The sequence below is a fragment of the Pseudomonas sp. p50(2008) genome (assembly GCF_015351605.1).
GTDB lineage: Bacteria > Pseudomonadota > Gammaproteobacteria > Pseudomonadales > Pseudomonadaceae > Aquipseudomonas.
The window spans coordinates 111,181-124,749 of record NZ_JACMYF010000007.1 but is presented as its reverse complement, the minus strand read 5'-3'; the positions used below and the strand labels follow the sequence as shown (position 1 = coordinate 124,749).

The following is a 13,569-nucleotide window of genomic DNA, read 5'->3' as shown; positions in this document are numbered from 1 at the left end:
TGCCGTAAACAAGTCTGTGTCGGTCTTTTTGTTGTAGAAGCCAGTGGAGCCTCCCGTGCGCCAGCGTTATTTAGCCTTGCTCAGTGTGTTTGCCAGCGTTCCTGCCATGGCGCTCACTTTCCAGACGCGCCTGGAGAGCATCGAGTGGACGGTCGAAGGGGACAAGTTCGAATGTCGTCTGACTCAACCGATTACCGACTTCGGCGCTGGTGGATTCGTCCGCCGTGCTGGAGAACAGGCGACTTTTCGTCTGACGGCCTTCAACGCCATGATTGGCGGCGGTTCGGCGACCTTGCTGGCTGCCGCCGCGCCCTGGCAGCCGGGCCGTGGCGATATCAACCTGGGGTCTGTGCGCATCGGGAGTGGCAACGTTCTGTTTGACACTTCGCAGGTACAGGCCGGGCGTTTGATCAGCGGCTTGCTGGACGGCCGAAGCCCGGTGATCCGGCATTCATCAGGCGATGGCCGGGTATCGGAAGTGCGACTGCTGCCGGTCAGGTTCAGCCAGGCGTTCAATGAATACCAGAGCTGTGTGGCCAAGCTGCTGCCGAAGAATTTTGAACAGATCCGGCAGTCCCAGATAGGTTTTTCCGGCGAAGGCCTGGACCTGGACGCGCGAGCCAAGGCCCAGTTGCAGGTGATGCTGGAGTTCATGAAGGCTGATCCGACGGTCAATCACATCGAACTGGACGGTCACTCCGACAACAGTGGCAATCGCCTCACCAACCGTGACCTCTCGCGACGTCGTGCCCTGGCGGTCATGGAGTTCTTCAAGGCCAATGGCGTTCAGGAATCGCAGATCACGATGCGCTTTCATGGCGAACGTTATCCTGTGGCCCCTAACAACAGTGCCGCTAACCGCGCGAAGAATCGCCGGGTTGCCGTGCGCCTCGAAAGGGTGGTGCCCACGGAGAAGGCCACGCCGCAAGTCGCTCCCCAAATCACTGCACCCGGCAGTACGTCTGCAACATCCTGACTTGCCGGTCATCGTCGCGCTCTCGACAGAATCTGTCGCTTCGTCGTCATAAGCTGTCGCGCCTCTGTAAATTATTGCGCATGACCGGTAGACTCGACGGCTTTCCGTAGAACCCCGTGGAGTGATGGCATGGCGGACGTAAACAAGGTCGTTCTGGCGTATTCCGGCGGCCTGGACACTTCGGTGATCCTCAAGTGGCTGCAGGATACTTATAACTGTGAAGTGGTGACGTTCACCGCTGACCTGGGTCAGGGCGAAGAGGTCGAACCTGCACGCGCCAAGGCTCAGGCCATGGGCGTCAAAGAGATCTACATCGACGATTTACGCGAAGAGTTCGTGCGTGATTTCGTTTTCCCGATGTTCCGCGCCAACACCGTTTACGAAGGCGAGTACCTGTTGGGTACTTCCATCGCTCGTCCGTTGATTGCCAAACGCCTGATCGAAATCGCCAACGAAACCGGCGCTGACGCTATCTCCCATGGTGCTACCGGCAAGGGTAACGACCAGGTTCGTTTCGAACTGGGCGCTTACGCCTTGAAACCAGGTGTGAAAGTGATTGCCCCTTGGCGTGAGTGGGACCTGCTGTCCCGCGAGAAGCTGATGGATTATGCCGAGAAGCACAATATTCCGATCGAGCGTCACGGCAAGAAGAAATCCCCGTACTCGATGGACGCCAACCTGCTGCACATCTCCTATGAAGGCGGCGTGCTGGAAGACACCTGGACCGAGCACGAAGAAGACATGTGGAAGTGGACCGTCTCCCCGGAGAAGGCTCCTGACAAGGCTCAGTATCTGGAACTGACCTACCGCAATGGCGACATCGTTGCACTGGACGGCGTCGAGATGACCCCGGCCACCGTTCTGGCAACCCTGAACAAAATCGGTGGCGAGCACGGTATCGGCCGTCTGGATATCGTGGAAAACCGTTACGTGGGCATGAAGTCCCGTGGCTGCTACGAAACCCCGGGCGGCACCATCATGCTGCGCGCTCACCGTGCGATCGAATCGATCACGCTGGACCGTGAAGTGGCTCACCTCAAAGACGAGCTGATGCCAAAGTACGCGAGCCTGATCTACACCGGTTACTGGTGGAGCCCGGAGCGCCTGATGCTGCAACAGATGATCGATGCCTCCCAGGCACACGTGAACGGTGTTGTGCGTCTGAAGCTGTACAAAGGTAATGTGATCGTTACAGGTCGCAAGTCCGACGAATCGTTGTTCGATGCCAACATTGCGACCTTCGAAGAAGACGGCGGTGCCTACAACCAGGCGGACGCGGCGGGCTTTATCAAGCTCAATGCGTTGCGCATGCGCATTGCCGCGAACAAAGGCCGGAAGCTTTTCTGAGCCCTTTGAGCGTTCACCCCGCGCAGTGATGTGTGGCCTTGTCATCGACAAGGCCACACAGTCGAAAAAAGAAATGTTCCATTTGAATGCGCTGCGTTTTCTCGTGCGCTTTCCAATTCCTTCCCGTTTTATCTCTCTGGTTGTGTCTCAAGGCTATTGGTTGCCATGAGCCAAGGGACAGTTTTGTTCCATGATCGTCAGGTCATTTGAGCTCAAATTGAAAGAAGCGCAGAACGTGCTGCTTTTTTTTACGTGCTTGAAATTATCGAGCGCACTCGCTTTCAGCAAAACCTCCGAATCCGCACACGTGATGAATACGATTGCACGGGCTGGTTTTCCCGGTTCGTCCTGAATGTTCTCCACTGAAGCGTTGATGACAGCTTTTTTACTGACCCCCCGCACGTCGACGATATAGAGATCCTTGAGACGCTTGGGAAAACGAATGTAATGCTCCATCGGTTGGGGTATGTGCAAACCTGCCTCGCTTGGCGCTTTGGCTTCGCGCGTCTGCGAGCGCTCGTTGCCCATGACTTTCAGGAAATGTTTGCTCTTTTCAAAGTCGGCAGGCGCATAGAGTGAGCGGTAGTTGAAATTTAGCGTGGCGAAGAAAAGCAGCAGTAAATAAAAAGGGAAACTGATTAGAAACCAGACATAAATCTCTCGTTCCGAATCGTCGAGAAAGGGCAGAGAGATAGCCGCTGATGTTTCAGACAGTGTTGCGAATATGGCGATAACTGTCATGGGGTTGGTTATTCGCTGTTTGAGTTTGTCCATAATTTTTTCTCATTTGTTTTATCTTTTTCTCGATGGGTTAATGGTTTTTTAGAACGGTGCAGTGAATCAACTGGCGCTTTGATTTTAGAATGGATTAGTTTTTTTATAGTAGTTGGGTGGTGTCGAATGGGGTGATTTGCGGGGTGCGGTAATTTTAGTATGAGATATGATTATCCAGGAACTCCGGCTTCTTTATCGTAATCTATTGTGAGGTCAATATTGCATTGGCAGCTCACGTTTTTGTTAGCATGTTTGTTGTTGTGAATAGATACAAAAACTATAAAAAAACGAAATATTAGGAGACTATTTATACTTCAGAGGGGCTGTTCAGAAGGTTTTTTTGTAGGATAAATCTTTAAAATTTGTAGGAAGCGTCTCTCGGTGCAGGCGAGCGGGGGGCATGCCATGCCATGGGCGAAACGACTAGGCTATTGTGCTGGTTCTAAAAATTCGAACAGCGAAATTGGACTTGCCCATGAATAAAGTGCTGATCGTGGATGATCACCCCGTCATTCGTCTTGCGGTACGTATGCTGATGGAGCGTCATGGCTACGAGGTCGTTGCCGAAACCGATAATGGCGTGGATGCATTGCAGCTGGCTCGTGACCATATGCCGGATATTGTCATTCTGGATATCCATATACCAAAGTTGGACGGACTTGAAGTTATTGCGCGCCTGGTATCGACAGCAATGCCGATTAAAGTCCTGATTTTAACGTCGCAGGCTCCGGGGCATTTTTCAATGCGTTGCATGCAGTCTGGCGCCGCAGGATATGTTTGCAAACAGCAGGATCTTACTGAGCTGCTTAGTGCAATAAAGGCCGTATTGTCAGGTTACAGCTACTTTCCAAACCAGGCCTTGCACACCGTGCGTTCCAGTTTGGGAAATGCCAGTGAAGCGGACATGGTGGATCGCTTGTCCGGACGAGAAATGATGGTATTGCAACAGTTGGCTCGAGGTAAAACCAACAAGGAGATTGCCGATGGAATGTTTCTCAGCAATAAAACGGTCAGCACGTACAAGACCCGGCTGCTATTGAAGCTTAATGCTCGCTCACTGGTTGACCTGATCGAGCTGGCACAACGCAATGGTCTGGTGTGATTGAGCTCGCGTTCATCAAGGTTTCGCACCTGTTAAAAAGCCTCCGTTTCGGGAGGCTTTTAGGTGTCATAGGTCAAAATCGTAGTCGGCCAATTGCTTCTGCAGTCGGCGCTCCTCCAGCATATTGTCGATGGTACGGCGCTTGCTGAGGTTGGTCTTTGCCACTTCCACTACCGGTTCAGCGTCTTCGGCTTCAACGGCTGTGAAGTCTTCTTCTACGTCCAATTGCTCTTTGCCAGTGCTCATAGGTTAACTCCAGGCTAAGACTGCCGTTGGCGCCTCTTATAGCGATAATCTCCCTGCGGGTAAAAAAGATTTTTTCAATCGATGTATCAATAAAACCAATAGCGGCTCAATCGTCCGAAGTCTTGTGCTTGTATTCGCACAAATCTTCGATGCGACAGCTCCCGCAGCGAGGCTTGCGGGCCAGGCAGACATAGCGGCCATGGAGGATCAGCCAATGGTGAGAATCGAGCAAATATTGCTTCGGCACGAACTTCATCAGTTTGTTTTCCACCTCGACCACATTCTTGCCTGGCGCAATGCCGGTGCGGTTGCTGACCCGGAAAATATGAGTGTCTACGGCCATGGTCAGCTGACGGAACGCGGTATTGAGCACGACATTCGCCGTCTTGCGACCCACCCCTGGTAGCGCTTCCAACTCCTCGCGAGTCTGCGGCACTTCGCCGCCGTGACGTTCCACGAGCAAGCGACAGGTCTCGATCACATTTTTCGCTTTGCTGTTGAACAGGCCGATGGTCTTGATGTACTCCGACAGCCCCTCGACACCCAACGCATGAATGGCTGCTGGGGTATTCGCCACCGGGTAGAGTTTGGCGGTGGCCTTGTTGACGCCCACGTCGGTTGACTGCGCCGAGAGAATCACTGCGATCAGCAGTTCGAACGGCGAGGAGTAGGCCAGTTCAGTTTTCGGTTCCGGGTTGTCTTCGTGAAGCCTGCGAAAAATTTCCAGCCGTTTTGCTGCATTCATGGACAGTACGTTTCCCCGAAGGAGGTCAGTGTAATGAGGTCGGTCGGGCCCAAGCCTGCCAGGCGGCGATCAGCAATCCGAGCAGGATAAAGCCGCCGGGTGCCAGGGTGGCCAGCCGCAACCCGCTCGTGCCGAGTAGTTCACGCAGCAGTCCGAGGCCGACCATCAATGCGCCGAACAGGACGCACAACCGAAGGCGATCACGCCAGGCACTTTGGAAAAAACCGGAGTGGTCCAGAATGACGCACTGCAGAGCTATCAATCCGGAGTAGATTCCGAGGTGTTGGTGCCATTGCAGTGACCAGGCCCGTGCGGCAAATTCCGCGCAACCGGTCAGCGTCGCCGCCAGTAATACCCCCGTCATCAAATGGGTCGCAGGCATCAAGCGGGATCTCACGGCATTCATGCTCAGGCCGAAGGCCAGGGTCACCACCATAAACATCAGCCACACGCCCAGAGCAGTCATCCACGAGCCCGTAGCACCGATCAATGGCGCGAGCATCAGCGAGTTCCGCAGTGACGATGTCTTACTCATGGCTGTTAACCCCGATCAACGCTTGTCGATGTTCATCGAAATAGCGCAACGCATCATGGATCGCATTGATCGCAGCGCGGGAGGTGATGGTCGCCCCCGCTATCTGATCGAATTGCCCCTGATCCTTTTTCAGCGCCCAGCCATTGTTGCCGGTTTCAGCCAGAGACAGGCCGGAAAACACCTGAAGCCAACCATTCGGCCATTCGGCGATTCGCGCACCCAGCCCGGAGGTTTCGGATTGCTTGAGCGTTTTGACGCCCAGCAACATGCCATTGACGTCGATGGCGATCAGCAGCTCGAGAGTGCCTGCGTAACCGGTAGTCTGGCTGCGCAGCAATACGGCGCTCGGTTGACCGGCTTTGGTCGCGCGATAGCCAGCCAGCAGCGTGCTGTTGGCCAATGTGCGGTCGGTGAGTGTGAGCGGCAGTTCCAGCGGTTGATTGTCGTAGCTGTCAGGCGAAAGCATATCCAGCAGGTTGCGACTGTCGATCAGGCGTTGTTGCGCGGCGATCCCCGGGGCGCTGACATGCTGCGCGAAGTACGTCGCAGCCATGCCCAGACCTGCAATCAACACCAGGATCACACCACTCGTTGCACGGTTCACGGCGTAATCCTTTCCTGTCTCGATGTGACCAGTCGCTCCAGCGCCGGTACGCAGAGGTTCATCAATAGGACGGCAAACGCCACACCATCGGGATAACCGCCCCATGTGCGGATCAGGTACGTCAACAGTCCCACACCCGCACCGAACATCAAGCGGGCGCCGGGGCTTTTGGGGCCGGACACCGGCTCGGTGGCAATGAAGAAAGCGCCCAGCATGGTCGCGCCGGTGAGCAGGTGAAACAGCGGAGACCCATTGGAGTCGGAGCCGGAGCCGTTCCAGCACACCAGGCTGATGACGAACAGGCTCGCCAGCATGCCGACAGGCGCATGCCAGCTGAACACCCGCCGTTGCAGCAGAAAAACGCCACCCGCGAGGAACGCCAGGTTGACCCATTCCACGCCACGTCCGCCAAAGTGACCGAACGCAGGGTTGCCCGCGAACAGTTCGTCCATGGTCAGGCTTTTGTTGATGCGCAGGCTGTCCAGTGCGGTGGCTTGAACCCAGGCATCCGGTGACGGGCCGGTGCTGAAGCCGAAGACCTGCTGCAAACCGCCCATCAGGTCCATACCGTGGGACGATGGCCAATGGGTCATCGGTTGAGGAAAGCTCACCATCACCAAGGCGAAACCGAGCATGGCCGGGTTAAACGGATTGCTACCGACTCCGCCGTACAGGTGCTTGCCGAGCACCATCGAAAAGCTCGCGGCACTGACGGTCAACCACCAAGGGCAATAAGGCGGCAACGCCAACGCCAGTAATGTCGCGGTGACCAGCGCGCTACCGTCCCACACGTACGCCGAAATCGGGCGCTTGCGCAGTTGCAGCATCACCGCTTCAACGGCCAGCGCGGAGACAGCGGCGAGAATGAGATTGATCAATACACCCCAGCCATACAGCCAAAACATCGTCAGCATGCCTGGCACGGTCGCCAGCAACACCAGCTTCATGACCTGCTGCAGACGCTCGTCGACCGATTCAAGGGGTGGCATAACTGTCCACCAGGCGCTCGGCTTCGTTCAGCGCACGTTCCAATGCCTCGATCTGCTCCGGCGGCAATTCGCTGGATTGCGCCTTCTTTAGCTCGGCGCGACGCATGGCCAACTGGATTTTTGCCCGATTCAGCTCAGCATTTTTCGCCGGGGGAGCCGGCGTCGGCAGGGCCGCTGCACCGTCTTCCAGTGTTGCCAATGCCTGTTCGGCCGCCTCGAATTGCTGCTGCAGGATGATCAACTGCGACTGCTGGTCGAAGGTGGGAGGGTGCCCAAACGCCTTGAGTGATTTATTCAACTGCGCGCGGCTCATGGCCAGATCGATCTTGGCTTTTTTCAGAGCCGCGTCGGCGTTGGCAGCCTTTTGTGCCCGAACGCGTTCCAGTGCGGCCTGCACCGGATCGAGCGTCGAGGCGCTGGGCTGTGGCGCGGTTCGATGCGCACGGGCCTGACGCTCGGCCAGTTTCTGTTCTTCTTCACGATGCAAACGGGCATTGCGCTGCTCGAAGCGACGCCGTGCGTGATTGCGTTTAACCGCTCGCGAGCGTTGTTCTTCAAGGCTGACGGCCAGCCCGCCGACAATCGGTACAACCGTCGCCAGCGGCAGCGGGCGCATTTCGATGCAATCCACCGGGCAAGGTGCTACGCACAGATCGCAACCGGTGCATTCGTCGATGATGACCGTGTGCATCAGTTTCGCCGCGCCGACGATCGCATCCACCGGGCAGGCCTGAATGCACTTGGTGCAACCGATGCACTCGGCTTCCCGAATATAAGCAATTTGCGCCGGCGCTGAACCGCGGCTGGTATCCAGTTCCAGCACCGGTACTTTCAACAGGTTGGCCAGGGCCGCGATGGTTTCACTGCCGCCGGGAGGGCATTTGTTGATCGACTCTCCGCCGGCAATGCCTTCGGCGTAGGGTTTGCATCCGGGATGACCGCATTTACCGCATTGGGTCTGCGGCAAGAGGGCGTCGATGCGTTGAATCAGACTCATGTTTTGATCAGTCCGGTAAATCCGAGAAAAGCCACTGCAATCAGGCCGGCGCTGATCAGATCGATCGGCAGACCCCGAAAGGGCAGGGGGACATCGTTATCGAGCGTGCGTTGGCGCAAATCGCTGAACAGGCTCAGCACCAGCCAGAGCCCCAACCCGGCACCCAGGCTCAGCGCCGTAGCGTGGAAAAAGCCCTTGTCGTCCTGAGCGTTGATCAGCATTAACCCCAAGAGTCCGGCGTTGCCTAGCACCAGTGGCCAAAGTCCCTGGAAGGAAAGCTGTGGCAGCCGTCGCGTCAACAACGTCAGCAGCGGAGTTATCAACAGGACGTTTAGCGACAGGAACACGAACAGACTCAACGATGCCAGCTCCAACGGCACCAACACCCCCTGATAGAGCGTATAGCCGAGCACGCCGACCACCAGCATCAGGCTGGTCGTTGCGATGCCCAGTGCATGGACCTGTTGGCGCTGGGCGCCGAGCAGTGGATCGACGCCCAACGGCCAGTGCAACACGAAGTTGTTGATCAGGGCAGCGCTGATGAGTGTCAGAAGCGTCTCGGTCATGATCGTTTGCCTGAAGCGTTTTTATGCGCTGCGCAATAGCTCCAACAATAGTATGGGCCAGACATGAAAATCCCACAGGCGCGCCGGGCACGACTGTGGGATAGGGTTGTAGCGCAAACTTACTTGATGCGCTGACCTGGCTTGGCGCCGCTGTCCGGGCTGAGCAGGTAAATTTCTTCACCGCCAGGACCGGCGGCCATCACCATGCCCTCAGAGATGCCGAACTTCATTTTGCGCGGCTTGAGGTTGGCGATCATCATGGTCAGGCGACCGTCGAGCTTGGACGGGTCCGGGTAAGCACTCTTGATCCCGGAGAACACGTTACGTTGCTCCCCACCGATGTCCAGGGTCAGGCGCAGCAGCTTGTCGGCACCTTCCACGTGTTCGGCTTTTACGATCAGGGCAACACGCAGGTCGACTGCGGCAAAGGCATCGAAATCGATTTCCGGCGACAGCGGATCCTTGGCCAGTTCGCCATCGGCAACGGGTGCAGCGTTGCCGGTGTCGGTCTGGCTGGCCGTCAGGTCTTCTTTCGAAGCGTCGGACATGGCTTGCACCTTGACCGGATCGATTCGGGTCATCAGCGGCTTGAACTCGTTCAGCTGATGGTTGCCGAGCAAGGTCGCGTGGTCGTTCCAGGTCAGCGGCGCGACGTTCAGGAACGCCTCGGCGTCAGCGGCCAGCAGTGGCAGCACAGGCTTGAGGAAAATCACCAACTGGCGGAACAGGTTGATGCCGGTGGCGCAGATGGCCTGGACTTCTTCCTGCTTGCCTTCCTGTTTGTTCAGCGACCACGGAGCCTTGTCGGCGATCCAGGCGTTGGCGCGGTCGGCCAGGCCCATGATTTCGCGCATGGCCCGGGCAAAGTCGCGGGCTTCATAGGCGTCGGCAATGCTTGGCGCTGCGGCCAGGAACGCATCGGTCAGCTCGGGCGCGGCGTTGGTGTCGACCAGCACACCGGCATTGCCTTTATTGATGAAACCGGCACAACGGCTGGCGATGTTGACGACTTTACCGACCAGGTCGGAGTTGACCTTCTGCACGAAGTCTTCGAGGTTCAGGTCCAGGTCGTCGACGCCACGGCCCAGCTTGGCCGCGTAGTAGTAGCGCAGGTATTCCGGCGACAGGTGATCCAGGTAGGTCCGGGCCTTGATGAAGGTGCCTCGGGACTTGGACATTTTCTGACCATTGACCGTCAGGTAGCCGTGCACGTTGATGCCGGTCGGCTTGCGCAAACCCGCGCCTTCGAGCATGGCTGGCCAGAACAGGGCGTGGAAGTTGACGATGTCCTTGCCGATGAAGTGATACAGCTCGGCGGTAGAGTCCTTGGCCCAGAACGCGTCGAAATCCAGGTCCGGGCGACGGGCGCAAAGATTCTTGAAGCTCGCCATGTAGCCAATCGGCGCGTCCAGCCAGACGTAGAAATATTTGCCGGGCTCGTCCGGAATCTCGAAGCCAAAGTACGGCGCATCGCGGGAGATGTCCCACTGTTGAAGGCCGGCATCCAGCCATTCGGCGATCTTGTTGGCAACGGCGTCTTGCAGGGTGCCACTGCGGGTCCAGGCTTGCAGCATTTCCTGGAAGTCCGGCAGCTTGAAGAAGAAGTGCTGGGAATCCTTCAGCACCGGAGTGGCGCCGGAGATCGCCGACTTCGGATCTTTCAGGTCGGTGGGGGCGTAGGTCGCACCACATTTTTCGCAGTTGTCGCCGTACTGGTCTTGCGTGCCGCATTTAGGGCAGGTGCCCTTGATGAAGCGGTCGGCCAGGAACATTTTCTTTTCCGGATCGAAGTACTGGGTGATCGAGCGCTGGGCGATGTGACCGGCGTCACGCAGCTTCAGGTAGATCTGACTCGACAGCTCACGGTTTTCTTCGGCGTGAGTGGAGTGGAAATTATCGAAGTCCACCAGGAACTCGGCAAAGTCGGCGCTGTGTTCAGCCTGGACGTTGGCGATCAGTTGTTCCGGGGTGATGCCTTCCTTTTCCGCGCGCAGCATGATGGCCGAACCGTGGGCGTCGTCGGCGCAGACATAGATGCATTGGTTGCCGCGGTGCTTCTGGAAGCGCACCCACATATCGGTCTGGATATATTCCAGCATGTGGCCAAGATGGATCGAACCATTGGCATAGGGCAGGGCGCTGGTGACGAGGATCTTGCGTGGCTCGGACATGGGGCTCGGCTACTTGATGAAACGGAGGTCGGCCACTATAAAGCGCCGGCGCATATTTTTCACCCCGTGTGCCTGTATCCAAATGCCCTGACCGAAAAAATTGTTGTTTCGGATGAGTGCGGTGCAGGGGTCTTTTTTGTGGCGAGGGGATTTATCCCCGTTGGGTGGCGAAGCCGGCCCATGAATCAGCCATTACGGTACGTCTAATAAACTGAGTGCGCTGGATTGACGACTGCTGCGCAGTCGAACGGGGATAAATCCCCTCGCCACACGCAAGCTCCCTCGCCACAGGAGCATGTCCACTGCAAATGATTGTCTGGCATGCCGTCCATTGCTCAGAACAGGTACGATACCCGCCTGATTTTCCAGTCTTGCTATCGGAGTTGCCCATGAGCGCCGTCAATCGCGCAGCGGTGGAAGCCGTCCTTCGCCAATACACCGACCCTTATTTGAACCAGGACCCGGTCAGCGCCGGGTGCGTGCGCAGCATCGACGTCCAGGGTGATCGTGTCAGCGTCCAGCTGGAACTGGGCTACGCCGCCGGTCTGTTCAAAAGTGGCTGGGCACAGATGCTGCAAATGGCCATCGAAGGCCTGGAGGGCGTGACAAGCGCCAGTGTCGACATCACCAGTGTCATCGCTGCGCACAAGGCTCAGGCACAGATCCCGGGCCTGGCCAACGTCAAGAACGTCGTGGCCGTGGCTTCCGGCAAGGGCGGCGTGGGGAAATCCACCACCGCTGCAAACCTGGCCCTGGCCCTGGCCCGCGAAGGCGCCAAGGTCGGGATTCTCGACGCGGACATCTATGGTCCGAGCCAAGGCATCATGTTTGGCATCCCTGAAGGCACCCGACCAAAGGTCAAGGACCAGAAGTGGTTTGTGCCGATCGAATCCCATGGTGTCGAAGTGATGTCCATGGCGTTCCTGACTGACGACAACACTCCGATGGTCTGGCGCGGCCCGATGGTCTCCGGTGCGCTGTTGCAACTGGTCACCCAGACCGCATGGGGCGACCTGGATTATCTGGTCATCGACATGCCGCCAGGCACCGGTGATATCCAGCTGACCCTCGCGCAGAAGGTCCCGGTGGCCGGTGCCGTCATCGTCACTACACCGCAAGACCTGGCGCTGCTCGACGCACGCAAAGGCGTCGAGATGTTCCGCAAGGTCAACATTCCGGTGCTGGGTGTCGTGGAAAACATGGCCGTGCACATCTGCTCCAATTGCGGGCATGCCGAGCATCTGTTCGGCGAGGGCGGCGGTGTGAAACTGGCCAGCCAGTACGGCGTCGAGTTGCTGGCGTCGTTGCCACTGGCGATGGCGATCCGCGAACAGGCCGATGGCGGCAAACCGACGGTGATCGCCGAGCCGGACAGCCCTATCGCAATGGTTTACCAGGAGCTCGCTCGCCATGTCGGCGCGCGGATCGTGTTGCAGGAAGCGGTATCGCCGGCGATGCCGAACATCACCATCAGCGACGATTGATGACCTGAAACACAATTAACTGTGGGAGCTACCTGTGGCGAGGGGATTCATCCCCGTTGGGCGGCGCAGCCGCCCCAAAAAACTGGGGCCTGCTTCGCAGTCCAACGGGGATGAATCCCCTCGCCACAGGTAGCTCCCACATTGATCTGAGAGGGCTTTAGATACGCAGCCCGCCATCCATCTCCAGAATCCGACCGGTGTAGTAGTCGTTCTCGAAGATGTAAGCAGCCGAATGGGCGATCTCTTCCGGCTTGCCCATGCGCTTCAACGGAATCCCCGCCGTCATCTTCTCCAAGGCCTCAGGCTTCATGCCCAAGGTCATTTCGGTTTCGATAAAGCCCGGCGCAATCCCCGCCACACGAATGCCGTAGCGTGCCAGTTCCTTGGCCCAGGTCACGGTCGCCGCCGCGACACCGGCCTTGGCGGCGGAATAGTTGGTCTGACCGACATTGCCTGCGCGGGAGATCGACGAAATATTGATGATCGCACCGCTGTTTTTGAGCTCGACCATTTTGGCCGCCACTTCGCGGGTGCACAGGAACACGCCGGTCAGGTTGACGTCGATCACGGCCTGCCATTGGGCCAGGGTCATCTTGGTCATTTCGCCGTCTTTCACCTTGATCAACAACCCATCACGCAGGATCCCGGCGTTGTTGATCAGGCCATGGATTGCGCCAAAGTCTTCAGCCACCTGAGCGACCATGTGCGTAACCTGCTCTTCGTTGGCCACATTGCACAGGTAGGCGCGGGCTTCAACGCCCTTGGCCTTGCACGCGGCGACGGCGTCATCGAGCTTTTCCTGGTTCAGGTCCACCAGCGCGAGTTTCGCGCCTTTGCCGGCGAAATACTCGGCCATGGAGCGGCCTAAACCCTGGCAACCGCCCGTGATAATGATTACTTTGTCAGTGAGTTGCATTCGCATGCCCCGGTAGTAGATCGCAGTGGTCTTATTTTTAGAGGGCCTCTCGATCTGCACCTGATAACACCCGGCTGCACATGAGAACTGCCCCGATGACGCGCTGGAACTATCACC

14 protein-coding genes are annotated in these 13,569 nt (G+C 57.4%); 4 read left to right on the top strand and 10 right to left on the bottom strand.

The genetic code is table 11. The features are described 5' to 3' along the window. Positions 1 to 55 precede the first annotated feature (55 nt). Both H7698_RS20310 and H7698_RS20305 read left to right on the top strand, forming a co-directional pair. Positions 56 to 976 carry a flagellar protein MotY gene (locus H7698_RS20310; RefSeq protein ID WP_194692627.1) on the top strand — a complete coding sequence of 307 codons (921 nt, stop codon included), beginning with the start codon at positions 56 to 58 and terminating at the stop codon, positions 974 to 976. 129 nt (positions 977 to 1,105) lie between these two features. Continuing rightward, positions 1,106 to 2,323: an argininosuccinate synthase gene (locus tag H7698_RS20305; RefSeq protein ID WP_008155574.1), complete on the top strand. Its 1,218-nt coding sequence runs from the start codon at positions 1,106 to 1,108 to the stop codon at positions 2,321 to 2,323. Positions 2,324 to 2,476: 153 nt separating this feature from the next. Here H7698_RS20305 and H7698_RS20300 read toward each other — a convergent pair whose 3' ends face one another. After that, positions 2,477 to 3,097: a hypothetical protein gene (locus tag H7698_RS20300; protein WP_162439415.1), complete on the bottom strand. Its 621-nt coding sequence runs from the start codon at positions 3,095 to 3,097 to the stop codon at positions 2,477 to 2,479. A gap of 475 nt (positions 3,098 to 3,572) precedes the next feature. Here H7698_RS20300 and H7698_RS20295 point away from each other — a divergent pair, with 475 nt between their 5' ends. Then, complete coding sequence (locus H7698_RS20295; RefSeq protein ID WP_162439416.1) at positions 3,573 to 4,199, top strand: response regulator transcription factor; 627 nt, start codon at positions 3,573 to 3,575, stop codon at positions 4,197 to 4,199. A gap of 66 nt (positions 4,200 to 4,265) precedes the next feature. Here the strand turns inward: H7698_RS20295 and H7698_RS20290 are convergent, their stop codons facing one another. The 8 genes from H7698_RS20290 to metG all read right to left on the bottom strand — a co-directional run bounded on the left by H7698_RS20290 (position 4,266) and on the right by metG (position 11,052). Continuing rightward, complete coding sequence (locus H7698_RS20290; protein ID WP_162439417.1) at positions 4,266 to 4,445, bottom strand: PA3496 family putative envelope integrity protein; 180 nt, start codon at positions 4,443 to 4,445, stop codon at positions 4,266 to 4,268. Positions 4,446 to 4,551: 106 nt separating this feature from the next. Next, positions 4,552 to 5,190 (bottom strand): endonuclease III, encoded by a 639-nt coding sequence (gene nth / locus H7698_RS20285; protein WP_162439418.1) that lies wholly within the window; start codon positions 5,188 to 5,190, stop codon positions 4,552 to 4,554. Positions 5,191 to 5,215: 25 nt separating this feature from the next. Further along, positions 5,216 to 5,725, bottom strand: coding sequence for an Rnf-Nqr domain containing protein (locus H7698_RS20280; protein ID WP_194692626.1), 510 nt, complete (start codon positions 5,723 to 5,725; stop codon positions 5,216 to 5,218). Beyond that, positions 5,718 to 6,329: an RnfABCDGE type electron transport complex subunit G gene (locus H7698_RS20275; RefSeq protein ID WP_194692625.1), complete on the bottom strand. Its 612-nt coding sequence runs from the start codon at positions 6,327 to 6,329 to the stop codon at positions 5,718 to 5,720. Before H7698_RS20275 ends, H7698_RS20280 begins: the two co-directional genes overlap by 8 nt. Then, positions 6,326 to 7,318: an RnfABCDGE type electron transport complex subunit D gene (locus tag H7698_RS20270; protein ID WP_194692624.1), complete on the bottom strand. Its 993-nt coding sequence runs from the start codon at positions 7,316 to 7,318 to the stop codon at positions 6,326 to 6,328. Before H7698_RS20270 ends, H7698_RS20275 begins: the two co-directional genes overlap by 4 nt. Continuing rightward, on the bottom strand, positions 7,305 to 8,315 hold the full coding sequence (gene rsxB / locus H7698_RS20265) for an electron transport complex subunit RsxB (protein WP_194692623.1): 1,011 nt from the start codon (positions 8,313 to 8,315) through the stop codon (positions 7,305 to 7,307). Before rsxB ends, H7698_RS20270 begins: the two co-directional genes overlap by 14 nt. Continuing rightward, a complete protein-coding gene (locus H7698_RS20260) occupies positions 8,312 to 8,881 on the bottom strand; it encodes an Rnf-Nqr domain containing protein (protein WP_194692622.1) in 570 nt (189 codons plus the stop codon). Before H7698_RS20260 ends, rsxB begins: the two co-directional genes overlap by 4 nt. A 119-nt stretch (positions 8,882 to 9,000) precedes the next feature. After that, positions 9,001 to 11,052 (bottom strand): methionine--tRNA ligase, encoded by a 2,052-nt coding sequence (metG, locus tag H7698_RS20255; protein WP_194692621.1) that lies wholly within the window; start codon positions 11,050 to 11,052, stop codon positions 9,001 to 9,003. A 389-nt stretch (positions 11,053 to 11,441) separates the two neighbouring features. On the opposite strand from metG, the gene apbC reads away from it, so the two are divergent. After that, positions 11,442 to 12,536 carry an iron-sulfur cluster carrier protein ApbC gene (gene apbC / locus H7698_RS20250; protein WP_194692620.1) on the top strand — a complete coding sequence of 365 codons (1,095 nt, stop codon included), beginning with the start codon at positions 11,442 to 11,444 and terminating at the stop codon, positions 12,534 to 12,536. A gap of 157 nt (positions 12,537 to 12,693) precedes the next feature. Here the strand turns inward: apbC and H7698_RS20245 are convergent, their stop codons facing one another. Further along, positions 12,694 to 13,452: an SDR family oxidoreductase gene (locus tag H7698_RS20245; RefSeq protein WP_194692619.1), complete on the bottom strand. Its 759-nt coding sequence runs from the start codon at positions 13,450 to 13,452 to the stop codon at positions 12,694 to 12,696. Positions 13,453 to 13,569 lie beyond the last annotated feature (117 nt).

Bases quoted from the DNA above. Each gene is read 5' to 3' on its own strand.
- H7698_RS20305 (WP_008155574.1), top strand. From the start codon at position 1,106: ATGGCGGACGTAAACAAGGTCGTTCTGGCGTATTCCGGCGGCCTGGAC.
- H7698_RS20300 (WP_162439415.1), bottom strand. From the start codon at position 3,097: ATGGACAAACTCAAACAGCGAATAACCAACCCCATGACAGTTATCGCC.
- H7698_RS20295 (WP_162439416.1), top strand. From the start codon at position 3,573: ATGAATAAAGTGCTGATCGTGGATGATCACCCCGTCATTCGTCTTGCG.
- H7698_RS20290 (WP_162439417.1), bottom strand. From the start codon at position 4,445: ATGAGCACTGGCAAAGAGCAATTGGACGTAGAAGAAGACTTCACAGCC.
- nth (WP_162439418.1), bottom strand. From the start codon at position 5,190: ATGAATGCAGCAAAACGGCTGGAAATTTTTCGCAGGCTTCACGAAGAC.
- H7698_RS20280 (WP_194692626.1), bottom strand. From the start codon at position 5,725: ATGAGTAAGACATCGTCACTGCGGAACTCGCTGATGCTCGCGCCATTG.
- H7698_RS20270 (WP_194692624.1), bottom strand. From the start codon at position 7,318: ATGCCACCCCTTGAATCGGTCGACGAGCGTCTGCAGCAGGTCATGAAG.
- rsxB (WP_194692623.1), bottom strand. From the start codon at position 8,315: ATGAGTCTGATTCAACGCATCGACGCCCTCTTGCCGCAGACCCAATGC.
- H7698_RS20260 (WP_194692622.1), bottom strand. From the start codon at position 8,881: ATGACCGAGACGCTTCTGACACTCATCAGCGCTGCCCTGATCAACAAC.
- metG (WP_194692621.1), bottom strand. From the start codon at position 11,052: ATGTCCGAGCCACGCAAGATCCTCGTCACCAGCGCCCTGCCCTATGCC.
- apbC (WP_194692620.1), top strand. From the start codon at position 11,442: ATGAGCGCCGTCAATCGCGCAGCGGTGGAAGCCGTCCTTCGCCAATAC.
- H7698_RS20245 (WP_194692619.1), bottom strand. From the start codon at position 13,452: ATGCAACTCACTGACAAAGTAATCATTATCACGGGCGGTTGCCAGGGT.